This window comes from Citrifermentans bemidjiense Bem, assembly GCF_000020725.1.
Lineage (GTDB): Bacteria > Desulfobacterota > Desulfuromonadia > Geobacterales > Geobacteraceae > Geomonas > Geomonas bemidjiensis.
On sequence record NC_011146.1, the window covers coordinates 1,045,453 to 1,069,317 of the forward strand.

General features: G+C 61.4%; 17 protein-coding genes. 5 read left to right on the forward strand and 12 right to left on the reverse strand.

Translation table 11 applies throughout. The features are described from left to right. Positions 1-12: 12 nt before the first annotated feature. Both GBEM_RS04430 and GBEM_RS04435 read right to left on the reverse strand, forming a co-directional pair. Positions 13-1,374: an OmpP1/FadL family transporter gene (locus GBEM_RS04430; RefSeq protein WP_012529324.1), complete on the reverse strand. Its 1,362-nt coding sequence runs from the start codon at positions 1,372-1,374 to the stop codon at positions 13-15. A 249-nt stretch (positions 1,375-1,623) separates the two neighbouring features. Further along, positions 1,624-1,887: a hypothetical protein gene (locus GBEM_RS04435; protein ID WP_012529325.1), complete on the reverse strand. Its 264-nt coding sequence runs from the start codon at positions 1,885-1,887 to the stop codon at positions 1,624-1,626. 173 nt (positions 1,888-2,060) lie between these two features. Between GBEM_RS04435 and GBEM_RS04440 the strand changes: the two genes are divergently transcribed. Further along, positions 2,061-2,633 carry a class I SAM-dependent methyltransferase gene (locus GBEM_RS04440; RefSeq protein WP_012529326.1) on the forward strand — a complete coding sequence of 191 codons (573 nt, stop codon included), beginning with the start codon at positions 2,061-2,063 and terminating at the stop codon, positions 2,631-2,633. Between the two features lie 71 nt (positions 2,634-2,704). Here the strand turns inward: GBEM_RS04440 and ubiE are convergent, their stop codons facing one another. Further along, positions 2,705-3,412, reverse strand: a complete 708-nt coding sequence (gene ubiE, locus GBEM_RS04445) for a bifunctional demethylmenaquinone methyltransferase/2-methoxy-6-polyprenyl-1,4-benzoquinol methylase UbiE (protein WP_012529327.1) — start codon at positions 3,410-3,412, stop codon at positions 2,705-2,707. Between the two features lie 230 nt (positions 3,413-3,642). On the opposite strand from ubiE, the gene cdaA reads away from it, so the two are divergent. The 3 genes from cdaA to GBEM_RS04460 all read left to right on the forward strand — a co-directional run bounded on the left by cdaA (position 3,643) and on the right by GBEM_RS04460 (position 7,724). Further along, entirely contained in the window at positions 3,643-4,809 is a 1,167-nt protein-coding gene (cdaA, locus tag GBEM_RS04450) for a diadenylate cyclase CdaA (RefSeq protein WP_012529328.1), read from the forward strand. Positions 4,810-4,936: 127 nt separating this feature from the next. Continuing rightward, the gene (locus tag GBEM_RS04455) at positions 4,937-5,965 is read left to right on the forward strand and encodes a C40 family peptidase (protein WP_012529329.1); all 1,029 of its coding nucleotides are present in this window, start codon (positions 4,937-4,939) and stop codon (positions 5,963-5,965) included. A 64-nt stretch (positions 5,966-6,029) separates the two neighbouring features. Next, positions 6,030-7,724, forward strand: coding sequence for a B12-binding domain-containing radical SAM protein (locus GBEM_RS04460; protein ID WP_012529330.1), 1,695 nt, complete (start codon positions 6,030-6,032; stop codon positions 7,722-7,724). Between the two features lie 55 nt (positions 7,725-7,779). On the opposite strand, the gene GBEM_RS04465 is transcribed toward GBEM_RS04460, so the two are convergent. The 6 genes from GBEM_RS04465 to GBEM_RS04490 all read right to left on the reverse strand — a co-directional run bounded on the left by GBEM_RS04465 (position 7,780) and on the right by GBEM_RS04490 (position 17,150). Next, positions 7,780-8,187: a hypothetical protein gene (locus tag GBEM_RS04465; RefSeq protein WP_012529331.1), complete on the reverse strand. Its 408-nt coding sequence runs from the start codon at positions 8,185-8,187 to the stop codon at positions 7,780-7,782. Positions 8,188-8,300: 113 nt separating this feature from the next. Continuing rightward, positions 8,301-11,486 carry a DUF3971 domain-containing protein gene (locus GBEM_RS04470; protein ID WP_012529332.1) on the reverse strand — a complete coding sequence of 1,062 codons (3,186 nt, stop codon included), beginning with the start codon at positions 11,484-11,486 and terminating at the stop codon, positions 8,301-8,303. A 136-nt stretch (positions 11,487-11,622) separates the two neighbouring features. After that, complete coding sequence (locus GBEM_RS04475; protein ID WP_012529333.1) at positions 11,623-13,893, reverse strand: sensor histidine kinase; 2,271 nt, start codon at positions 13,891-13,893, stop codon at positions 11,623-11,625. A gap of 144 nt (positions 13,894-14,037) precedes the next feature. Then, positions 14,038-14,955 (reverse strand): UDP-3-O-acyl-N-acetylglucosamine deacetylase, encoded by a 918-nt coding sequence (gene lpxC, locus GBEM_RS04480; protein ID WP_012529334.1) that lies wholly within the window; start codon positions 14,953-14,955, stop codon positions 14,038-14,040. A gap of 192 nt (positions 14,956-15,147) precedes the next feature. Continuing rightward, positions 15,148-16,830: an ABC1 kinase family protein gene (locus GBEM_RS04485; protein ID WP_012529335.1), complete on the reverse strand. Its 1,683-nt coding sequence runs from the start codon at positions 16,828-16,830 to the stop codon at positions 15,148-15,150. Beyond that, complete coding sequence (locus GBEM_RS04490) at positions 16,815-17,150, reverse strand: phasin family protein (RefSeq protein ID WP_012529336.1); 336 nt, start codon at positions 17,148-17,150, stop codon at positions 16,815-16,817. The genes GBEM_RS04485 and GBEM_RS04490 overlap by 16 nt, the downstream gene beginning before the upstream one ends. A 155-nt stretch (positions 17,151-17,305) precedes the next feature. Here GBEM_RS04490 and GBEM_RS04495 point away from each other — a divergent pair, with 155 nt between their 5' ends. Then, entirely contained in the window at positions 17,306-19,093 is a 1,788-nt protein-coding gene (locus GBEM_RS04495) for a GspE/PulE family protein (protein WP_012529337.1), read from the forward strand. Positions 19,094-19,126: 33 nt separating this feature from the next. Here the strand turns inward: GBEM_RS04495 and GBEM_RS04500 are convergent, their stop codons facing one another. Genes GBEM_RS04500 through GBEM_RS04510 form a run of 3 tightly spaced genes read right to left on the reverse strand, consistent with a single transcriptional unit; the run spans position 19,127 to position 23,848 of the window. After that, the gene (locus tag GBEM_RS04500; RefSeq protein ID WP_012529338.1) at positions 19,127-21,256 is read right to left on the reverse strand and encodes a hybrid sensor histidine kinase/response regulator; all 2,130 of its coding nucleotides are present in this window, start codon (positions 21,254-21,256) and stop codon (positions 19,127-19,129) included. Positions 21,257-21,299: 43 nt separating this feature from the next. Then, on the reverse strand, positions 21,300-22,541 hold the full coding sequence (glgC, locus tag GBEM_RS04505; protein WP_012529339.1) for a glucose-1-phosphate adenylyltransferase: 1,242 nt from the start codon (positions 22,539-22,541) through the stop codon (positions 21,300-21,302). A 26-nt stretch (positions 22,542-22,567) separates the two neighbouring features. Beyond that, positions 22,568-23,848 (reverse strand): ChaN family lipoprotein, encoded by a 1,281-nt coding sequence (locus tag GBEM_RS04510; protein ID WP_012529340.1) that lies wholly within the window; start codon positions 23,846-23,848, stop codon positions 22,568-22,570. Positions 23,849-23,865: the final 17 nt, after the last annotated feature.

Below are 23,865 nucleotides of genomic sequence, written 5' to 3' on the forward strand. Positions count from 1 at the left end.
CCTCGTCTGGCGTCAGAACTTGAAGTTAAGGTTCGCCGCCAGCAGGTAGGCGTCGCTTTTGAAGGTGCCGTTGGACCCGCGCAGCGCAGCCATGTCCTGGTTGTTGACCGTGCGGTCCACGAAGTGCACCCACATGTAGGTCAGGTCGAAGGTGCCCATGCTGTGATGAATGCCGGCACCGACGGCAAAGCTGTGGCGGTCGGCGTCGGGGAGCAGCGGATCGAGGGTGGCGTCGGGAACGGGGGTGTTGTCGAAGGAGTAGCCGGCGCGCAGGTCGAGGACGTCGTTCAGGGAGTATTGCCCGCCGAACTTGTAACCCCAGACGTCGCGCCAGTCTCTCGGGTCCGGGCGGTTGTTGAAGGCGGCAAATTCGGGCGAGTCGAACTCGATCAGCAACTGGTCGAAGCTGCTCCAGCCGGTCCGGGTGGCGTCAAACTCGAGGGTGAGTTTTTCCGTGGGGTGCCAGGCAACGCCCAAGTCCAGGGTGTCGGGGAGGACGATCCGGGTCGAGGCGGCGCTGGTGGCGCGGGCCCTGGTGTAGGGGAAGGGGGCGGCCGCCGTGAAGCCTATGGCACCAAGCCCCGTAGGGGTGGTGGCGAGGAAGTTGGCGTCGCCGTTCACGTCGAGGGTGATCCGGCTCCGGTAGGCGACGCCGAAGCTGTACTGCGGCCGCGGTTTCCAAAGGATCCCGAAGTTGTACCCGACGCCGGTCGCTGTCCCGTCCAGCCCCAGCGAGCCGAGCTCGTAGGCGCCGAACGGAGGAGCCGGCGCGGTGGGATCAATCGCCGGGGCATAGGTCATCTTCTGCAGCGACACTACAGCGTAGGTGACGTCGAGAGCGCCGGCGACGGCCAGCTTCAGGTCGTCGAAGCGGTACGCAACCGTTGGCTGAAAGTTGATCGGTTTGATTGAGGCAGTCTGCACCTGATTCCTGAAGACGCTGGAGTCGTCCCAGCTCTTGGCCAGAGGGTACATGGCGTTGATGCCCAGGCCGAAGGAAAGCGGTAAGCGATCCATGCTGTAGGTGGCGTAGAGGGTCGGCGCCACGACGATGTCCCTTCTGGACTTCTCCGTCACGTGGGTAGTTCCTGTGTCCAGTGGAGGTGTGCCGCTTAGTGGCGTGGTGCCGTGAAACTCGGTCTGGGGCACCAGTATCACCAGCGAGCCCAAGTTCGCCTGCGCGCCGCGCAGAAACGAGATCCCTGCCGGGTTGAAGTACAGCGCGCTCGGGTCGTCCGCCTGCGCCGCGAACGCGTTTCCCATCGCCATCGCCTTGGCCCCCTGCTCGCTCACCTTGAACCCTGCCGCATGGCAGATGCCGGCCGCCCCCAATAAGGCGCAGGCCGCGCCCGCATAGCACACAGATCTTATCATTAGATTCTCCTTGACGACCACGTGACTGAGCCCATATCGCTGCATCGTGAAAGTGCAGCAAAATAGGCCACTTGCGCCTGAGGCTTAGTGCCGTTCTCGGCAGCGGGATTTCCATGTGAAGCCCCGGCCGTCGGCAATAATTAGCATTTGCCAATGCTACAGCCCCCTGTGGTGAAGTCAAGAGAGACGCCGGTGTCCGCGGGAGTGCCTAACTGCCGCCGCCTGACTCAGCTCATATTTAGTTGTTGATCAGTGCACCGTCTTCTCCCGGACCATGCGGCCGAGCATCTGGCGCAGTTCGTCTTCCTCAACGAAGCTGAACAGGTCGCTCCTGCCGAAGGCGACCTCGACGCACCCTCGTCTTTTTTTCAGGGTGACGTCCACCTCGTGGACACCGTTGCCGAGGAGCCCGTAGTAGACCTGGTCCAGGCCGTTGCGGCTCCGGAATGCCTCTTTCCCTCTCATCTCGAAATACACAGCCTGGTCCAGCGCGTCGTTGGTAAGGTAGATCATGGTGCACCTCCTCGTTTTTCTATATCAAACCATGAGGTGGTGACAGATAACGTCGCACATCTAAGGAGAGGCTACCCTCATCCCTCGACCCCCGCCGGGGGAGGAGAAAGTCTTGACAATTGCGCGGCCGGATTGTACGCCTATGTCCTTGAACAACGTGGAGGGGGTGGGGTATGGACGGAGATCGCATCAAATGGGACCAGCGTTACCGCGACGTCGAACGCTTCTTTTCCCTAGGTCCGTCGAGGTTTCTCGCCGATTCATTTGCGCGGGTACTCTCCCTGGTCCGGGGGAGGAGGGCGCTGGACCTCGCTTGCGGCGAAGGGCGCAACAGCATCTATCTGGCGCAGCAAGGCTTCGAGGTGAGCGGCGTGGACATTTCGCCGGTGGGGCTTGAACGGGGGAAGAGGAGGGCGGCGGAGCTGGGCGTCCCGGTGGAGTTCATCGAGGCCGACCTGGATCATTGGCGACCGCAGGAAAGCTACGACCTGATCCTTAACTTCAACTTCCTGATGCGCGACCTGATCCCGGCTTTGATCGAGGCACTCTCGCCGGGCGGGGTGGTGCTGATGGAGACCATACTGGACGCGCCGGGCCTGCAAGGGGAGCACCGGAGGGATTACCTGCTGCAACCTGGGGAGTTGGGGAACATCTTCGAGGAGTTCGAGGGGAAGGTGCTGCTTCTGGAAGAGGACGGCGCTCAGGAGATCCCGGTGGCGCGGGTGCTGTTTCAAAAACGGCTGTAAAAAAAGGGTTGAGTGGGAGCATGCAGCTCCCGGCCTCAACCCATGGAACGATTATCTACCTTATCTATTATCTACTTCGTGCCGACGTAGACGGTGGCGATGCCGCCGGTCAGGTCGAAGTGCCGCACGTCCTTGAATCCCACCTGAGTCATCATCCCTTTGAACACCTCCCTGGAGGGGAACTCCAGGACGGAATCCGGCAGGTATTGGTAGGCGCTGAACCTGGAGAAGGCGCCGCCGATCTTCGGGAGCACCTTCAGGAAGTAGAAGTGGTACAGATCCTTGAACACGGGGAGGGTGGGGGTGGAGAACTCCAGGATGACGATCTTGCCGTCGTTTTTCAGCACCCGGTGCATCTCGGCGAGTCCCTTGATCCGGTCCACCACGTTCCTGATCCCGAAGGAGATGGTGGCTGCGTCGAAGCTCCCGTCGTCGAAGGGGATCTCTTCGCAAGGCGCCACCTGCAGCGTAATGCGGCCGCAATGGCGCGAATCCTTTACCTTCACGCGCCCCAGTTCGATCATCTCGGGGGTGAAGTCGATGCCGACGATGCTGACCGAGGCGGGGGTCTGCGAAGCGATCTCCAGCGCCACGTCCCCGGTGCCGGTGGCGACGTCGAGCACGCGCCCGGACCCGTTAAGCCCGATCTTCTTTACGGCGAAGCGGCGCCAGCGGCGGTCGATACCCAGGGAAAGAAGTCTGTTCAAAAGATCGTAACGCGGGGCGATGCTCCCGAACATGGCGCGTATACGTTCACCCTTTTCCGACAATGCGTACATATTTTCCTACCTTTTTGGTGCGTGAAATGCTATAAATTTTAGCCCCTTCCCCTAGCGGACAGGGTTAGCGAGCTTTGATTTTTAACATAAAGCGCCCCCTCTTGCCAGTAAAAAGCGGCCTCCCTCTTCCACGGATTCTCTGCAAATGCGGTTTCCGGACAGAGCCGGCACGCCGCCTGCCCCGGCAGGGCAGCTCACTCCCCGGCGTCATCTCCTCAAGGAGGAAACCGTTGCTCCCGCATTTCCGGCCCCAGGACATCGCAGACATCCTCATCATGACCTTCCTGGTCTACCAGCTTTACAGCTGGTTCAAGAACTCGAAGGCGCTCCAGGTCGTATTGGGGCTGCTGTTTTTGGGGGTGATCTACTTCATCACCAAGAACCTCGGGTTGTTCATGACCAGCTGGATCCTGCAGGAGCTGGGAACCGTGCTGCTGGTGCTCTTGATCGTGGTGTTCCAGGCGGAGATCCGTCAGGCCCTTTACCGGCTGAGCCTGTTGCGCAACTTCTTCGACCGCGAGGAGAGCGCCTTGCGCATCGACCTCCTGGAGTTCTCGGCCACCGTCTTCTCCCTGGCCTCGCAGCGCATCGGGGCGCTGGTCGTTTTCCAGCGCGAGGAACTGCTGGACGACCACATCCTGCACGGCGTCCCCTTGGACTCCCTGGTGAGCGGCTCGCTGATGACCAGCATCTTCATCCCCTCCTCGCCGCTGCATGACGGCGCGGTACTGATCAAGGACAACAGGGTTTCGCTCGCCTCTTGCCACCTGCCGCTGTCGGTAAGCGCGGACGTGCCGCAGCACCTGGGAACCAGGCACCGGGCCGCACTCGGGCTGTCGGAGCGCTCAGACGCCGTGATCGTGGTGGTTTCCGAGGAGCGGGGGGAGGTCTCCCTTTCCCTTGCGGGCGAACTGCAGCCGATGGCCTCCGCCGCGCAGCTCCACGGAAAACTCACCTCGCTGCTGCAGCCCCTATCTCCCGAGGAACAAAGGGTGGGGCTCAAGTCCCGGCTCTTCGCCAACCTCTGGCCCAAGGTGGCCATCCTCTGCATGGTGGTTGTCTGCTGGCTGCTGATCACCTTCCGCCAGGGGGAGATCCTGACCATAACCGCGCCGGTCACCTTCCACAACCTCCCCGACTCGCTCACCTTGACTCGCAGCTATCCGGACCAGGTCGATCTGCAGCTCAAGTCGTTTTCGAACCTCGTCTCCCCGAAACAGCTCGACATCGTGGTGGATCTCGACCTTTCCAAGGTCAAGGAAGGGAACAACAACATACAGATCAGCAAGGAGCTGATCAAGCTTCCGCCGGGGGTCGTGGTGGTCAACATGGACCGCTCCCTGATCCGTGTTACGGCCGAGCGCAAGCCCTTGAGGGAGGAAAAACGACGTCGTTAAATAGCTGTATTCATTGTTACTTTAAAAAATATTTCCTAGCAATACGATCATTAGGTTGACAGGGCGCAACTTTTGTTATACAAATTTAAGGCCTTGCGGTATTTTCTAAAACAATGAAGGAGGATTCATGATAAAATGCGTCAAGCTAATAGCCTTATGCCTTCTCATGCTCTCCGTCCCTTCGCTCGCCTTCGCTGCCAAGACCCATCGCGTTAAAAAGCACGAAACCCTATATTCCCTCGCCAAAAAGTATCATGTCACCGTTGAAGAACTGAAGGCTGCGAACAACCTGGTCGGCAACAGCGTGAAGCCGCGCGTCGTCCTGGTTATCCCCGCCCGCTCCGTTTCCGAGGGAAGAAACGAGACGGCGTCGAGCGACGCGACTTACAAGGTGAAGAAAAGCGAAAGCCTCTCCCGCATCTCGAAGAAGACCGGCGTGTCCGTGGCGGAGCTGAAGCGCCTGAACGGACTCAGCAGCAGCCGGGTCAAGGCCGGGAAGGTGCTGGTTCTCAAGGAGAGCGCTCCCGCCGACGAGCCGAAGGTCAAGGTGGTCAAAAAGCTGCAGCTGCGCCATGGCGACCTTTTCAACGAGAAAGATTACGAGCAGAGCCTTCAGGAGTTGACCGCGCTCGAGCCTGAGCAGCAGGTGGATCTGGCCAAGAACGCCGAGCTCAAGGTGGACAACCTCAAGGAACTGAAGAAATCCGCCTACGGCTTCCTCGGGACCCGCTACCGCTTCGGCGGGAGTTCCCGCTCCGGCATCGACTGTTCCAGTTTCGTGCAGCACGTGTTCCGCGACCTCGAGGTCTCCCTGCCGCGCACCGCTCGCGAGCAGTTCGAGGTGGGGAATGCAGTGGCGCCGGGCGACCTGCAGAAGGGGGACCTGATCTTCTTCGCCACCTACGCCTCCTATCCGTCCCACGTAGGGATCTATCTGGGCAACAACAAGATGATCCATGCCTCCTCCCGCGACCGCAGGGTGGTCATCTCCTCGCTCAACACCTCCTACTACCGTTCCCGCTTTCTGGGGGCCAAAAGGATCGCCAAGGTGAATCCGGAAGTGTTCCAACTGGACGACCTGATCCTGGGGGTCGAGGAGGAGAGCCCGGAGGAGATGCTGGAAAACGACTCGCTCGGGTTGACGAGCAGCAACTAGGCTAAACAGAACCACAGAACTTCCGAATCCGGCCCTCAGGGCCGGATTTTTTTATGGGTGCAGCTTGAAGATCCTCCTTGCGTACAAATGCCATCCCGAAGGCGCTGAAGACCCTTTCACCTCCCTGTTGCCGGCAGGGCTTCTCTCCCTGCATGCCGTGCTGCTCAAAGCCGGGCATCAGGTCACCCTGGCCAACCTTTCCGGCTTCACTTGGGGCGAGGTCCGCGCGCTTTTCAAGCGGCTGCGCCCCGAGGTCCTGGGGGTGTCGCAGTTCACCCACAACCGGGTGGAGTCGCTGCGCCTGGCCGCTCTTGCCAAGGAGCTCGACCCGGGCTGCCTGGTGGCGCTCGGGGGGCCGCACGCGACCCATTGCTGGCGCGAGCTCCTGGAGGGGCACCCCGAAGTCGACCTGGTGGTTCTCGGCGAGGGTGAGGCGACTGTTTGCGAACTGGTTGAGGCGAAGGCTCTCGGCACACCCTGGGACAAGGTCGCCGGGCTCGCTTTCCGCGCCGCAGGAAAAGCAAGCCTCAGCGCGCCGCGAGCGCCCATTACCGACCTGGACCTCCTGCCTCTGCCGGGAGCGGCCGAAGGGGACAGCATAGGGGTCGATTTCCGGCGTCAGCTGGAGTTCGTCATCACCTCCCGCGGCTGCCCCGCCAGTTGCCTCTTCTGCTCCTCACCGCTCTTTTGGGGGCGCGGCGTCCGCTTTCGGTCACCCGAGTCGGTGGTGCAAGAGATCCGCTCCTTGAAGGAGCGCTACGGGCTGATCTACTTCTCCTTCCGCGACGATACCTTCACGGCCAACCGGGGGCGGGTGCTGGAGATCTGCCGCCTGCTCCGGCAGGAGCGGCTCCACGTCATGTGGAACTGCCAGTCCCGGGTGAACGCAGTGGACGAGGAGATGCTCATCGCCATGAAGCAAGCGGGCTGCGAATGCATCCAGTTCGGCGTGGAGTCGGGATCGCCGCAGATGCTGAAAGCACTCGGCAAGAGGATCCTTCCCCCTGAAGTGGAGCGTGCAGCCGCGGCGGTGCGGCGCGCGGGCATCAACCTGTCGGTATACCTCATCACGGGGATTCCGGGGGAAGGGGAGGAGGACCTGCGGCAGACGGTGCGGCTTATCGAGAGCATCCGCCCGCACGACGGGCAGGTCTCGCCGCTGGTGTACTACCCGGGTACCGAGCTTTTGGCCCGCGCGGTGCGGGAAGAGGGGGTGCCGTCCGACCTCTTCGAGGAGGAGCGTGGCGAAGGGTTCCTGGTGCGCCGCGACCCGTTCGTGGAGCGGTCGCGCCAGGCGATGCTGAAGGCGCTGGAGAAGGCGGGACGCAAAGCCGTGTTCACACAGGCTTCGTATGCGGCGCAGCGAGCCCTTTTGGGGTACTGCTTCGTGACCGAGATGCTTTGTGCGGAATCCCTGGAGCAGCAAGGGGACTGGGACGGGGCGCTCAGGTTATATCGCGGCATGGTGAAGGCCGAGCCCGACAACCCCTGGGGGTTGCTCCAACTCGGTGGATTGCAGGCGCGGATGGGGGATATGAAGGGGGCTTCCCGCTCCTACCAAAAGGCCCTGCAGCTGGTGCCGCGGCACCTCCCCGCGTTGCTGGCATTGGGAGAGCTGGCCCTGGCGCAGGGTGATCGGCCCGGGACTGCCCGTCACTTCGCCGAAGCGCTCAAGCTCGACCCCGCCGATCCCGTCGCGCTGGAAGGCGCGGCCGCAGCCGGCGCTGGCAGGGAGCAAAAGGGCAAGCGCGGGAAATAAAAAAGGCGCCTTCCATCTAGGAGGGCGCCTTTTTTTATCACTGCTGCAGGGAAGCCTACTTGTTGACGGCGAGGCCCGGCGCGAAGATGATTTTGTCGAAGGTGCGCTTCAGAGTCTTGCTCTGGAAGTTGATCATCGGCGGGGAGTCCGGGAACTCAACGGTGTCGCCGACTTTCACCGGGGTCTGCATTGCGGCAACCCACAGTTTCTGGCCATTTTCTTCGATCTGCACGTAGGTGTACCCGCCGGAGTCCATGGTCTCGAGGACCTTCCCTTTGTGCCCTGCGCCCGGCTTTATTTCCTGGGGCTTAAGGCCTGCGTGGGGATCGCCGCCAGGTGCTGCTGCGGGCATCTGGCCTGCGGGTGCTGCCGCGGGAGCGGTGGTCTGGGGTGCCTCTTCTTTCTTCTTGCAGCCGACTGCTGCCACAGCAACGATTGCCAACAGTACCAAAGTCTTCTTCACAGTCTTCCTCCGTGTTGGATTATATTAAGCTTCACAACGACGAGGCAAAATAGCACAACCTTAGCCGTCATTACAACTAAAAAAGGTGTAGACGGTTGAGGGGCTTGAGCAGGCTATCTTCCTATCACCACCTCTCCGGTGTCCGTGAAGAGCCGGGCCGGGAGTTCGAAAACCCTCTTGAAAATGTTGAATACCCCCTTGGCGAGCGACTTTACCGGAACCGCGGTAACCTGCGGGTCGTCGATGCGCCCTTTGGCCTCGAAGTAGGTGGTGATCAGCGACTTGTCCTTGCCGGTCAGCACCCACCCCACGATCGGTATCTTGCTCACCACCTTGTCCACGGTCTGCAGCGGTTGCACCCCGATGTTCAGGTCCAGTTCGTTTTTGACCAGGTTCAGTCTTCCCACCGCCGAGATGTTCATGGCGTTGCTGTCCAGGAAGAGGTTATCCGTAGAGGCGATGCCATCTTTAAAGGTGAAGTCGCCGGTTATCTTGTTGAAGGGCATTCCCCCCGACACCATGTCGGGCAAATGGAACTTGAAGAGCTGCGAGACGTTCAGGATGGAGAAGACCTTGGAGAGGGTCGAAAACTTCCTGATGCTGCCGCGCTCCACCTTGAGCTTCAGGTTCCCCTGCGCGCTCCTCTTCCATTCGGCGGAGGTGTCGCCCCTCCCGGCGAGCTCACCCGAGAGCGTCATTGCCCCGGTAATCTCCTGTTTTTTCACCCCCATGCTCCGCATCAGCGGGTCCGCAGAAACCTTCTGCACGTTGTAGCTAAGCGTGTGGCGCACCGGCAGTTGGTTGAAGTCGCTCTTGAGCCTCCCGGAGACCTCCCCCTCGAAAGCGGCGAAGTCGAAGGGCTGCAGGTGCAGCACCTTGTTTTCCAGAAGCACGCTGCAGCGCAGGTGCTGGAAGGGGAGGTCGCTGAATTTCCCTTCGCTGGCGGTTAAGTGCGCCTTGAGCGTGACCCGGCTCTCACCCTCGCCCGAGCCGCCAAAGAGCGGGAACAGGTCCTCGACTTCGAGGTGCGGCGAGCTAACCGACAGGTCCGCTACCGGGTTCTTGAGTTCCTTCACGCTCCCTTTCAGCGAAAGAGGGCTCTTGCCGAGGGTCCCGGATAGGGCGGCGATCTGGAGGTTGTCGTTTTGGTAGGCTAGGGTCCCCTGCACGCGCTCCACCCGCACCGGGTTCTTCGCGGGGACAAGCCCCAGGTCGGACAGATACAGAGAGGGCGAGCTGAAGGAGATGAGGAAGCTCGGATGGTCCAGCCCCGTCACGGTCCCTTTGCCGCTGATGCTCGACCCGCCGACCCTGAGCGAGAGTTGCGTACTCTCGAAACTCTCGCCGTTGATCCGGACGTTCCCGTTAACCCCGGAGACCGGCCGCACCTTGTCGCCCGCCTTCACCGAGACGTTGGAGAGGGCCGCGTTGCCGCTCCAGAAAAGCCGCTCCATGTCCGGACCGGCCGCGTGCAACTGCAGCTGCACCAGGCCCGCCGGGCGGTAGTCGCGCGCCATCGGCACCATGTAGCCGACCTCCCCGGACTGGAAGCGGTTGCTCCTGATGTCGAAGCTGACCGGACCGTCGTAGCGGCTGACTGCGGTCGCCGAGAGGGCTGCCGGAGCGAGCTGGTAGTTGAGCGCGGTGATCCGGAACTGCTCCTTGTCGAAGTTCATGGCGAAGGAGAGGGCGTTCGGGCGCGACACGGGCTTGGCCACTATGTCGCGGAAGGCGTAGGTGGTAGCGGTGAGGTTCGCGTCTCCGGAGAGCTTATAGAGGGCGGTGGTACCTTCTCCTTTGAGATTCAAGGTGGAGCCGTCGGAGAAGGAGGTGAGCCCTTTTCCCAAAAGCCATACGGCCTCGGCCTTTTTGGGCTGGACCTTGGCGTTGAAGAGGTACTGGCAGGGGACCGTCAGGGGGTAGTCTGTGATGCGCCCTTCCAGAAGAAGCGGCGAGCTCCCGAAATTCCCGCTCATCCCCTTTAAAAGGAAGTCCTTGCCGGCTAGCTGCAACTCGCCGCGGATCCCGCTGAATACGGGGATGCCGGAGCCGTAATCCACCACACCTTCCTGCACATGAGCCTTTATCGCGAGCACGTTGTAGTTCTGTCCCCGCTCCATGTGCAGGATCTGGCTCACCCTGCCGTCCAGGTGCCCCTGCTCCAGCCGGTAAACTCCCCCCTTGATCTTCTGCTCGATGAAGTGCGAGGTGTCGTCGACGATGATGCCGTAGGGGATGTACTGGTGGAAGTCGCGCAGGTTGAAGCTGTTGCTGGACGCGTTGGCGGTGATGCGCAGGTCCCCAGAGTGGATGTCGGAAAGGCGCACCCCGCCGTTTACCTTGAACCCGTCCAGGTCGACCTTGACGTGTTCGATGTCGAGCTGGTTGGCGGTGAGGGTGAGCGCGCAGGATCCCTTCAAAAGCCTCGGGGTGAGCCTTGCGTGGAACACCTGCGGGTAGTCGAGGTTGAGCCGGGTGATCCGGAACTCCGCCTTGCTCTTGAAGGCGTTCAGCCGTCCCTTGAAGGAGGCGTCGAGCGCCAGTTCGCCGGCGAGGCTTTTGAAGGGGACCCATTTGCTGTAGTAAGGCCAGAAGTGCCCGGCGTCCAGCGGGCCGGTAGCGACCTTGCCGTTCACCTCCATGCCGGAGAAGGGCGTCCCGGCCTCCGGGATCTTCGCGGAACCGGAGAGGGAAACCGGGACCGGGCCTTTTGGCGAACCAAGCGCCGCGGCGAGCTTGAAATCGCAGCTCTTGCCACGCACCAGGCGGCTAAGGAAGAGATCGGCATTGGAGAGTTCGGTGACTACGGGCTTTTCCGAGAAGGCGAAATCGGTGAAGCGGATATGCCCCTTCTTCAGTTCCAGCCCCCTGATCCCGGGGGCTTCCCCGCCGGCAGAGGGGGTGAGGAGGTCGGCGATGTTGAAGGTCCCCTGGCGGTCGCGCACGATTCTCATCGCCGGGCGCTCCAGTTGCAGCCGCGACACGACGAGTTTCTTGCGCAAAAGCGGGAGGATCGCGATGCGTACCGTGAGCCGGTCCGCGGTGATGAAGTCGCTGGATCCGTCCTTTTCCTTCACGGTGACGCCGGTGAAGGTGAAGGCGGGGGTGAGGCGGAGGGAGAACTCTCCCGTCTGGTACTGCAGGTCCCGTTTCAGGGAGCTCTTCACCTGCGCCAGGATCTCCTGCTTATAAGTATCGAGGTCCAGGAGCCTAGGCAGGAGCGCCGCGGCGAGAACTATCACGGTGAGTATGGTGGCCAGAGCCGGCAAGAGCCAGCTTCGTATTTTTTTCAGCAACATGGGTGTCCCGGGAAAAACCAGATAAAGATAGAGATAAAGATAAAGGAGAGTCAAAAACTTTCTTAAATCTCAATCTTAAGTCAATCTGCTTTTTATTCGTTTTCTCAATCTTTATCTTTATCTCTATCTGCTTCTGTTATGCCGCGTCAGCGGGGAGCTCGATGACGAACCTGCTCCCCTTGGGGTAGTTTTCCTTGGCTCTGATGAAGCCGTGGTGGTCGGTGATGATGGTGTTGACGATGGCAAGCCCGAGCCCCGTGCCGCTCTTCTTGCGGGAGAAGTACGGCTCGAAGAGCCGCGGGCGGTCTTCGGCGGATATGCCGTGACCGGTGTCGGAAACGGTGAAAGTGACCATCTTCAACTGGCTGTCGTAGCTGGTGCTGAGCTCGACCACTCCCTCCCCCTCCCCCTCTATGGCGGCGACGGCGTTGTCCAAGAGGTTGATCACTACCCGCTTGATCTGGTCGCGGTCCAAAAGGATAGGGGGGATTGCCTCGTCGGCGTTCAGCACGAAGCGTATGTGCCGGTGCGCCTCGTCGTAGAGGGTGAGCGCCTCCTTGAGTATCCCGTTCAGGTCGTTTGGCTTCAGCACCGCGGCCGGCATCCGGGCGAAGTTGGAGAACTCGTTCACCAGCCCCTTCAGCTCGTCCACGGACTTGATGATCATGGCGGTGCACTGGTCGAACACCTCCTCCTCCCCCTCGAACCGGGTGAGGTAGCGCTTCCTCAGCCGCTGGGCGGAGAGCTGGATCGGGGTGAGCGGGTTCTTGATCTCGTGGGCGATCCTTCGGGCCACTTCGCGCCAGGCGGCCATGCGCTGCGCCTTGATCAGCGAGGTCATGTCGTCCAGCACCACCACCATTCCCATGAAGGCGTCATTTTCGTCCTTCAGGACGGTGAGGTTGGTGAGCAGGGTGAGCTCCGCGTCGCGCATCGGGATCACCACCTGCCGCACGATGGAGTCGTGCTTGGCAAGCACCATGTCCCGCAGGAGCCCCTTGACGATGTCCAGGTGCTCCGGGCGCAGCACCTCGCGGAAGTTCTGCCCGGTGACCCTGTCCGTGTCGATGAGGAGCAGCTTTTCGGCCGATTTGTTCACCGTGGTGAGCAGGCCGTTCTTGTCCACCGAGATGATGCCGGCGGTGACGTTGGCGAGCACCGCCTCCATGTAGCGGCGGCGCTGCTCCAACTCGAGGTTGCTCTTTTGCAGTTCCTCGTTGGTGTGCTGCAGCGCGAGCTGGTTCGCCCGGAGGTCCTCGGTCATCCGGTTGAAGGAGGAGATCAGCATCCCTATCTCGTCCCCCCCGCTTTGGCCCAGGTGTACGTCCAGGTTCCCCTCGGCCACCTGCCGGGTCGCCTCCGCCAGTTCCTGAATCGGGATGGTGAGGCTTCGGGCGAGGTACATCCCGAACCACACGGCCAGGAATAGGATCACCATGGTGATCAGGAACAGGGTGAGTATGTATCCGGTCCTGATCGGGTTTTTCAGGATCTTCAGCTGGCGGAACTCCTGGTAGGAGGAGGAGATCTCCCGCATCTTGGACACCAGCGAGTAGGGAACGTAGTAGTTGACCACCACCACCCCGACCACGTCGTTCTCGTTGAAGTTGCTGTGGATGGGGACTATGCCGCGGATCAGGTCGGCCTTGCCGATGGCGTTGACGCGGGTAAGCCTGGCCCCGGAGAGGACGCGTTGGATATCCTCTGACGAGGGGTTGGTGAATTCACCCAGCGGCAGCTTGGCATTGCCCGCCCGGAACAGCTCCTCGCGCTGCGCCGAGAAGACCTCGACCACCCCCAGGTTATATTCGGTCTGTTTCTGGCGCACCAGGGCCTTCAGCTTGGGGAGGTTCTCCTCGTTCAGAAGCTTACGTTCCTTGATGGCGGTGCTGATCTGCTCGCCGTAGTAGAGGGCGTTGGCCGCGGAGGTCTGGTAATAGACCTGGGCCACCTCCATCGACTCGTTGAGCGAGGTCTCCACCTGCTTGTTGAACCAGTTCGAGATGCTGTTCTTGATGAAGCCGGCGGAGACGAAGAACAGCAGCATGGTCGGGACCAGCGAGAGGGTGACGAAGGCAAGCACCAGCTTCGTGCGCAGCTTCGCCCCCGGCGTGTTCTTGCGCCGCTCCAGGACCAGTTTGGCTATGTTTCTGAAGACCAGGTAGACCAGCAGGATGATGAGGAGGATGATCAGGTTTACCATGCCGAAGATGGCGATGTTGCTGCCCATCGGCACCTGCTCGCTTAGGCGGGAGAGGTGGATCTCCAGGTAGGTGAGGAGGCAGATGGTTAACAGCGAGAGGCAGACGATTATGGCCTCGCGCTTTCTTTTCCTTACTTCACCGGCGGAAAGTTCCGGCCCCTGGTATTGCGGGGGCGTTCCCCCTTTTTCGGCTGAAATCGGCATTTGGGCACTCTATACGAAAGGTTGCGGGATTTCAAGTAGTGCAAAAGGAGCTGTAAACGAAAAGAGCAGCCCCTGTCTGGTGGCTGCTCCGATTCGCTTAATCTTTGTCTTAGTCTCAATCTTAATCTTTATCTCTATCTGCCTCTAAGCCTCCAGCCAGGAGAGTTCCGGTATGCCGATGTTGAACGGAGCGTTGAAGGCCTGGGGGGTGAACTCGATCAGCGTGTAGCAGTCCGGGCGCTTCAAAAGCTCGGTGACCAGCTTGTGGTTCAGGTCGTGCCCCGACTTGGTCGCCTTCACGTGGCCGATGAGGCGGTGGCCGGTGAGGGAGAGGTCGCCTACGGAGTCGAGGATCTTGTGGCGCACGAACTCGTCCTGGAACCTGAGCCCTTCCGGGTTGATGACGCCGTTATCGCCGATTACCACGGCGTTCTCCAAGGACCCCCCCAGCGCCAGGCCGTGGGACTTCATCATCTCCACCTCGGCCAGAAAGCCGAAGGTTCTGGCCGCCGCGAAGTCGCCGATGAAGCTTTCCTGGCTGAATTCCAGGGAGCGGAACTGGCTCTTTACCGCCGGGTGGGCGAACTGCATGTCGAAGGAGATCTTGTAGTGGCGCGAGGGTATGATGGTCGCTTTCTTGTCCCCGTCCACGACGGTCACCGGTTTCTTAACCACGAGGTACTTGCGCGCCTTGCCGGAAACCTTAACCCCGGCCTTGGTGATCGCGGCCACAAAGGGGGCGGCGGAGCCGTCCATGATCGGGACTTCCGGGCCGTCAATGTCGACGTGGGCGTTGTCGATGCCGCAGCCGTAGAGGGCTGCCATCAGGTGTTCTATGGTCGAAACGCTCGCGTCGCCGCGGCCGATGGTGGTGGAGAGCCTGGTGTTGACGACGTTGGAGGCGTGCGCCTCGATCGAGACGGCGGGGGCGAGGTCAACCCTGTGGAAGACGATGCCGGTTCCGGCCTCGGCCGGGCGCAGCGTCAGGGTAATGGTCTTACCCGTGTGCAGTCCGATGCCGCTGAATGTTGCTTTGTTGCCCAAGGTCTGCTGGAATATCATCTGCGTGCTCCCTGATAATCAGTATGCGGACTATCAAGCAAGGAGCGCGCCAAAGCGTCGGTCTTGCTCGTGAGGGTTAAAAGTATAGACATTCCGGCGGTATAGAGGTGTGGGGCAGGGACGGGGGGCTCGCGGGAGCTGTGGCGAAAATGCCCGTGTGGTGGAAAAGCAACGGCGGGTGTGGCTTTTTTGCTACAGTCTGCCGGAGCGGAGGATGGCGATCATCCACCAGATGCCGACTACTCCGGCGCAGCTGTAGCCGAAAAAGGCGAATACGGGGAGCCCCCAGAGCATCGGGCCGTGGTTGGTCTGCATGGCGATGGAGGAGCCGATCAGGAGCGCCGCTATGATGAGGCTCAGGCAGACCCGGTTCGCGGAGCGGTCGAGCTCACGGCTGAAGCGGTCCAGCCCCCGGTGTTCCAGGTCGATGCGGAACTTGTTCCGGTTGATCTTGTTCAGGATCTCCTTCAGCTCCCGCGGCAGGTTGCGCGCCAGGGTCAGGTATCCCTCCAGCCCCTGTTCCATCTCGCGCAGCAGTCGCCCAGGGGAGCGCTGCTCCCTGTACTCCCTCTCCAGGAACGGCCGCAGGTGCCCGACCATGTCGAAATCGGGATCGAGCTTTCTCCCCATCCCCTCCACCACTACCAGCACCTTGACCAGCATGGTGAGGTCCGGGTGCACCTTGATGCGATGCGTGGAGATCAGGTCGATGAACTCCAGGAGCATGCGCCCCACCACGATCTCCTTGAGCGGGATCTCGAAGTAGCTGTCGATGAACTCGGCGAGCCCCTTTTTGAGCGCGTGCATGTTGACGTTCTCGCCCGCGTCGCCGGCCTCCGCCACGATATAGGCGAGCCCTTCGACGTCCCGGTGTATCACCGCGCCGAGGACGTCGGTCAGGTAGCGCTTCACCGCGGGGTCGAGTCTTCCCACCATGCCGTAGTCGAGCAGGCAGATCACGTTGTTGGGGAGGATCATCACATTGCCCGGGTGTGGGTCGCCATGGAAGAAACCGTGCTCCAATACCATCTTCAGAAACGCCGTCGCGCCGCGCCGCGCAATCTCGCGCCGGTCCAGCCCCGCCTTCTCGATGGCGCAGATGTCGCTCACCTTGATGCCGTCCACGTACTCGGTGGTGAGCACACCCTTGGCGGTCGCCTCCCAGTAGACCTGCGGGAAATAAAGGTCGGGCCCCCCCTTGAAGTTGTCGCGGATGCGCTCGATGGCGTGCCCCTCGCGGGAGAGGTCCATCTCCCGCCGGATGGTGTAGGAGAATTCCCGCACCACCCCAACCGGGTCGTAGATGTCGCTTCTGGCCATGTGGCGCTCCAAAAGCAGCGCCACTCCCATCAGGATGTCGATGTCGGTCTCGACCGCCTCAATCACGCCCGGACGGCGCACCTTCACCACCACGTCCTCGCCGGTGATCAGCGTGGCCCGGTGCACCTGCGCAATCGACGCCCCGGCGATCGCCACCTGATCCACGTGGAGAAACCGGCTTTCCAGCGGGACCCCCAGTTCGTGCTCGATCTGTACCTTTATCTCCTCGAAGTCGATGCAGGGTATCTCGTCCTGCAGGCGCGCCAGTTCCTGCACGAATGCGGGGGGTATGATGTCGGCGCGGGTGGAGAGGAGCTGCCCCAGTTTGATGAAGGTCGGCCCGAGTTCTTCCAGGGCTAGGCGCAGGCGCTCGGGTGCCGAGAGGTTAGCCGCCTTGTTGGGGCGGCGCAGCATACGGCGCGACAGGGCCACGACGTGCCCCAGGTTCAGGTACTCCAGCAACTGACCGAGGCCATACCCGCCCATCACGGTGATGATTTGCCGGTAACGCCGGATGCTCCGGACGTTACGGTTGATGTTCAGGATTCTATACACTCTTCCTCCGCCTCGACGCTCAGGTTTTGCACCTGGAGCGCCTCAAGCGCCCGCACGCGCCGCTCCAGGCGGTCGTACTCCTCGCGGGACACCATTCCCATACGGTCGAGCGCTTTCTTCACCTCGGTCTCCGCCATCTCCGCGGAGCGCTGCTGCCCCGTCTTGACCATCTCCTGGATCCGGTCCAGGAACGCCCTTCCTTCCTCCTCGCTGATCTTGTAGCGGGACTTCATCTCCTGGACCAACTCCTCCCCTTTTTTCTGGGTGATCGCCGCCGCGCCGAGCGCCGTGAGCATTACCTTCTCGAAAAGTTCAAACATGGTACCCCTCCTTGGGCATCTGAATTCGCGCCGGTTATTAGGCACAATCTAATGATATCGGTCGGCCGTCCATTGTCAATCTTGGACACCCTTGACATTATTAAGGTTCTCGCTGATACTCCCAGCTTTAAGATAATGAGAGAGGAACCGCACGCATGCACAGGAAGAAGATGTTCACCATTAAGAATGTGGGACAGATACTCCTGCAGCGCCAGATGATCAGCGAGGAGCAGTTCCAGGTGCTGCTCGCCCAAGGTGAGGCGCAGGCCCAGCGGCTGGCCGGCGCGCAGCAGGCCGGCTATTCTCGCCGGGTGCTGCATGCGCCGGAAAAGGCCTCTCCTGCCGAGGTGATCGCCTCCTTCAACCTGGAGATTCCGGGAGCGGGGGGGAGGCTTCTGACCGAGGACGCCATCACGGAGGTGCTGGCACAGGCTGTCGGGCTTCCTTATCTCAAGATCAACCCGATGAAGCTCAATCTCGATCTGGTCACGGCGCACATCTCCCGCCCCTTCGCCTTGAAGCACCTCATCGTCCCGGTGGGATACGAGGAGGGGGTGGTGGTGCTGGCGGTAGCCGACCCCTTCAACGAGGAGGTCGTCGAGGAGCTCAGATCCATCAAGCGGATGGAGTTCCGCCGCGTCTTAGCCTCCAGAAACGACATCCTCAAGATACTCAGGGAGTTCTTCGGCTTCCGCGCCTCGGTGCAGGCCGCCGAGAGCGAGGTAACGGCGGGGGTGGACCTCGGCAACCTCGAGCAGTTCGTGCGCATGAAGACCGGGCACGAGATCGAGGGAACGGACCGCAACATCATCTCCGCCGTGGATTTCCTCTTGCAGTACGCCTTCGACCAGCGCGCCAGCGACATCCACATCGAGCCCAAGAGGGAGAAATCCCTGGTGCGGCTCAGGGTGGACGGCGTGCTGCACAACGTCCACGTGGTACCCAAGCAGCTGCACCCCCCCATCGTCTCCCGCATCAAGATGCTCTCCCGCATGGACCTCGCCGAAAAGAGGCGTCCCCAGGACGGCCGGATCAAGACCAACCACCAGGAAAAGGAGGTTGAGCTGCGCGTCTCCACGCTCCCTGTCGCCTTCGGCGAGAAGGTGGTGATCAGGATCTTCGATCCCGACGTGCTGATGCAGGAGCTCGACCAGATAGGCTTCTATCCGCGGGAGTACCAGCTCTACAGCTCGTTTTTGCGCAGGCCCAACGGCATCATCCTCGTCACCGGACCTACCGGCAGCGGCAAGACCACGACGCTCTACTCGTCCCTGCGCACCCTCTCCTCGCCCGAGGTCAACATCGTCACCGTGGAGGACCCCATCGAGATGGTGATGGAGGAGTTCAACCAGGTGGGGGTCCAGTCCGGGATCGGGGTGACCTTCGACAAGGTGTTGAGAAACGTGCTGAGGCAGGACCCGGACATCATCATGATCGGGGAGATCCGGGACAAGGAGACGGCCGAGAACGCGGTGCAGGCGGCGCTCACCGGGCACCTGGTGCTATCCACCCTGCACACGAACGACGCTCCCTCTTCGGTGACGAGGCTCATCGACCTGGGCGTCCCCCCCTTTCTCATCTCTTCCACCGTGGTCGGGATCATCGCGCAGAGGCTGCTGCGCAAGATATGTCCGGCTTGCAAGAAGGAGCGCCGGCTTGCCCCCGACGAGCTCGAATACCTGGGGCTCAAGCGCGCCGGAACCGTCTGGTTCGGCGAGGGGTGCGCAGAGTGCCGCGGCACCGGCTACAAGGGGAGGACCGGGATCTTCGAGGTGCTGGACGTGAACGAAGCGGTGAAGGGGGTTATTTCGGAGCGGCTCGACCTGGCCGAGTTGCAGGCGGTCGCCCGCCGCGACGGCCTGGTCACGCTCAGGGAGCAGGCCATCCGCAAGATGCTGGAGGGGATCTCCACTTACGAAGAGGTGATTGCAGTCACGGGGTAGGGCGCTGGCCGGCCAGGGGTCGGACAGGCGCGGCTAGCTCTTTTTTTGCAGTGCCTGTTGCAGGTCCGCCCAACGGTACGGCTTCACCACGGCGCAACAGAACCCGTAATCGGCGTACCGCGACATGACCGGGTCGTTGGAATAGCCGCTGGAGACGATGAGCCGGGCCTGGGGATCGAAGGCCAGGATCTCCCGGGCGGCTTCCCGCCCCCCCATGCCAGCCGGTACGGTCAGATCCATGATGGCGGCGAAAAACGGGTGCCCTGCCTCGCTTGCCTCCCTGTAGAGCCGGACCGCCTCTTCCCCTGTGCCGCAGGTGACCGTAGCGTGCCCCAGATGGGTCAGCAGATCTTCGGCCAGCGTCCTGATCGCCTCCTCGTCATCCATGACCAGCACGGGACCCTCGCCGCCCTCCGCGGGACAGGGCACTGCAGACTTCTTCTCCTGTTCGGGCATGACTCCTCCCGTCGAGGGGAGGTAGAAGGTGAGGGTGGTGCCCTTCCCGGGCGCGCTGATCACCTCCACCTTCCCCGCATGCCTGGAAACAATGGAGTGCACGGAGGCCAGCCCCAGCCCGGTGCCGTCTGCCTTGGTGGTGAAATAGGGGTCGAAGATCATCTTCTGTTCCTCGAACGGTATGCCGCACCCCTCATCGATGAACGAGATCCAAATGTACTCCCCCGCTGCCAGCCCCAACTCGTTTTGCGCATCTAGCGAGACGTTTCCCGCCTTCACCTTCAATACCCCCCCATCCGGCATGGCCTGGCAGGCGTTGATGATCACGTTGTTGAAGGACTGGCTCATCTGCCCTTCGTCCGCCTCTATCGCGTGCAGGGACTCGGGGATCTCCACCTCGGTCTGCACCTTGGACCCGTGCAGCGACAGGGCGAGCGATTCCCGTACCAGTTGCGCCGCGGAAACCACCTTCTTCAGCGGCTCCCCTCCCCGGGAGAAGGTAAGGAGCTGGTGCGCCAGTTCCGCCGCGCGCTGGGACGCCTTTTCCGCGTGCTCCAGGGGCCTGCGCGCCGGGTGATCGCTTGCCGTCAACAGACCGGCAAAGGAGATGTTGCCCAGGATGCCGGTGAGGATGTTGTTGAAATCGTGGGCTATGCCGCCGGCCAGGATCCCCAGCGATTCCAGCTTCTGCGCCTTGAGGATCTCGGTTTGCAGCGCTTCCCATTTGGTGATGTCGGTGAAGATGAAGAGTATGCGGTGGTGGATCAGGCGGGTGTTGAGTATGACGTGCTTGATGGAGCCGTCGCTGCAGGTCAGCTTCGCTTCGATGGGGGGGATGGGGGTGCCGTTTTTCAGGGTTTCGCCGATGCCGGCGTCCCACAGCCGCTGGACCCGGGCGCGATACTCAGGGTCGGGCAGGGCGCGTTGCAGCAGGTCTTCCAGGGTTGGCTTCCCGGAACAGGCAAGGCCCAGCCATTCGCTGAGCAGGCCGTTCAGGTACTGGATTACCCTCCCTTCGTCCGACCATCCCACCCCCGCCGGCATCTCCTCCATCAATAGCTTGAGAATTTCCTCGTTTTGCCTAAGCGCCTCCTCGACTTCCTTTCGGGCAGCGATGTCCCGCACCATGACGATGATCCGCTCTTCGTCGTTGATGGTGGCCCGGCGCAGGCTGACCTCGGACCAGAACAAGGTCCCGTTCTTCTTTTTGCTGCGCCACTGGGCCGTCTGCGGGACCCCTTGCGCCGCAAGCGTGAGCAGGTGTCGCGCCTCTTGCTCGGAGTAGGGTGGCTCCCCCTGGCTTAACTGCCCGACGCCAAGTTGCAGCGCTTCTTCCCTGCTGTAGCCGAACATGCTGCACATGGTGCGGTTCACGTCGGTTACCCGTCCGCCCGGCTCGTGAATCAGCAGGGCGTCGTTCACGTTGTGGTAGATGGCCTGGAAGCGCGCCTCGCTCTCCTCCAGCTTTTCTACCGATTCCGCGAGCCTTTTGGCGAAGCGGGTGATCAACTGGTACAAAAGCGCGGAGGTGACTAGGATGAAGAGGAGCCCCTTGTACACCTCTATCTGGTTCGCCAGGTGCGGGTCCGTTACCAGCCAGACGAGGGCATACCCGGAGAGGTAGATCCAGGCGCTTCCGAAAAGCGCGTAGATCCCGACTATCTTCCCTATCTCCCGTGCCGCTCTCTTTTTGGATTCGCTTCCCATCAGCGCTCCGGTCGCCTGCGATTTTTACCCCGCGGGCGGGGGCTTACCTCGCGTCGGGGTTCGACACCACGACGATCCCCGATTCGGTCACCCGGTACCCTTTTAGCCGGTCCTGGTCATGGTCGAGGCCGATTTGCGTGCCGTCGGGGATGACTATGTTCTTGTCGATGATCGCTTTCTTGATAGTGACGTTGCGCCCCACGGTCACGTTTTCGAACAGGATGGAGTCCTCCACCAGGCTGAAGCTGTTCACCTTGCAGCGCGGGCCGAGGATGGTCCTTCTCACCGTGGCCCCGCTGGTTATGCACCCGGCGCAGACGTAGGAGTCTATGTTCATGCCGCGCCTTCCCTCTTCGTCAAAGACGGTCTTCGCGGGGGGGAGGTTCCCCTGGTTGGTGAGGATGGGCCACTTGTAGTTGTACAGGTTCAGCTGCGGCGAGACGTTGATGAGGTCCATGTTGGCCTCGTAGTATGAGTCGAGGGTTCCTACGTCCTTCCAGTACCCCTTTTCCTCCGCCTTCATCCCGGGGATGATGTTGTCGTTGAAGTTGTAGGCGAACACCTTGTCCCGGTGTTCCAGCATCATCGGGATGACGTGCTTGCCGAAATCCAGATCCTCGTAACGCTTCTTCCCCTCCTGCAGCACCTCGATCAGCTTCTTGGTGGAGAAGATGTAGTTCCCCATGGAGGCGAAGCAGGTGCTCCGCCCCGGGATGCACTCAGGATGTGCCGGCTTCTCGGCGAAGGCGGTGATGTGGTAATCCTCGTCGACCGAGAAGACGCCGAAGCGGCTGGCTTCCTCGACCGGGACCTCCAGCGCGGCGACGGTAAGGTCGGCGCGGTTTCTGCGGTGGTAGTCGATCATCTGGCTCACATCCATCTTGTAGATGTGGTCGCCGCCGAAGATGGCGACGTAGTCCGCGTCGGAGGATTCGACGAACCTCAGGTACTGCAGGACCGCATCGGCCGTCCCCTTGAACCACTCTTCGCTCTCGGAGCTGGTCTCGGGCGAGATGGAGACGAAGAACTCCCCAAGCCCGGTCCACTTGCCCCAGGACTCCCGGATGTGCTTGGTGAGCGAGTAGGCGCGGTACTGGGTCAGGATGTAGACCTTCTTGATCCCTGAGTTGAAAAGGTTGCTCAGCACGAAGTCGATGATCTTGTACTTGCCGCCGAACATGACGCTCGGTTTTGCCCTGCGTGTCGTCAGCGGGCTGAGCCTTTCCCCTTTGCCGCCTGCCAGCACCATTGCAATCGTGTTTCCGACATTACTCATGGCATACATATCCTATCCTCCAAAAGATTTCGGTGTCATGGCGCCTTTTGGGGGGCCGCATTTTCCTGCTTGCCGTGCTGGTAAGGCTCGCTCTGTTTGAATTCGACCTCGACGCTTAGCGGTGCCCCGTTTCGCTCAAGCTTCAGCGTGCCCCGGTCGCCCACGTGTTTCTGCTTTACCGCGTAGATCAGGTCGAAGGCCTCAGTAAGAGGCTCTCCGTCCAGGCTTAGCAGCAGGTCCCATTCCTTGACTCCGGCGCGCGCCGCATTCGATTCGGGGATCACGGTTTTAACCAGCAGCCCGCGCTTGTTCGGGTCGTTATCGAAGGCAACCCCCAGCATCACGTCTCTCTTCGGTAGTTCCTCATAGGCGAAGTTGACCAGGAAGTCGAAGGCCACCATGGGAAACCCCGGGAGCTCAACATCCATGGTTTCCGGCTGCACTTGCCTGGTGACGACCACCTCGTGCCCTCCAATGGTTACATAGGAACTCGGCACGCGGCGGAAGACGCGGCGGGGAATCCCGAACCCGTAGCTTACGTGGTTGCCGCCGGCCGCCACCAGGAGGTGACGGTCCTGCCCCTGCGGACTCTCCAGGAAACGTGCCGCCGTCTCGGCCATGGTGTCGTCCCAAAGCGTCTGAGCGCGCAGAAAACCCTCGGCCGCCATCTTGCCGTGGCTGTGCCCGGCGAAGATGCTCTCGGTCTGCGCCCGTTGATAGGGGTCGGAGAGGTCGAGCTCGGGGAGCTGCGCCTTTTCCTCGGCGCTTAGGTCCTCCAGGGGCTTGCTCTGCACCGCCTGCACCAGGCTTTTCTCAGCGTTCAACCCGATAATGGGGATGCGCTTTTCCTTGGCGTAGAGCAGCAGGTCGCGGTAATAGTCGAAATCCATCTTCCAGGTATCGAACCAGTGTGAATCCTTCACGAAGGTTTTTTCGTCCAGCTCGCCTGCGCTCCAGCGGTCCAGGACGGGCTGCTGGGACCTGGTGAACATCTCCATGCCGAGCGCGGCCTTTCCCGGGTAGCGCTCTTCCAGGGCCTTCAGCATGTCCAGTTCCAGGCGGTGCGAGGCGGGGTTGTCATGGGTCTCCCCCACGTAGACCACCCGTGCGTCGGTGGCGACTTTCTTCATCTGTTCCGGGGTCACCAGGACCCCGGTGGGGAGGTGGATTATGTCCCCCACCTTGGGCGCAGACGGAAGCGGATAGGGCACCTCGGGGTTGCCGATGACCTGTTTTCCTGAAGTCGTGCAGCAACCGGTCATGGCAAAGAGGGAGAAGGCGGCAACGAGATGCCGTAAGTGGGAAGGGGAAAGCATGGTGCCTCCTGATAGCA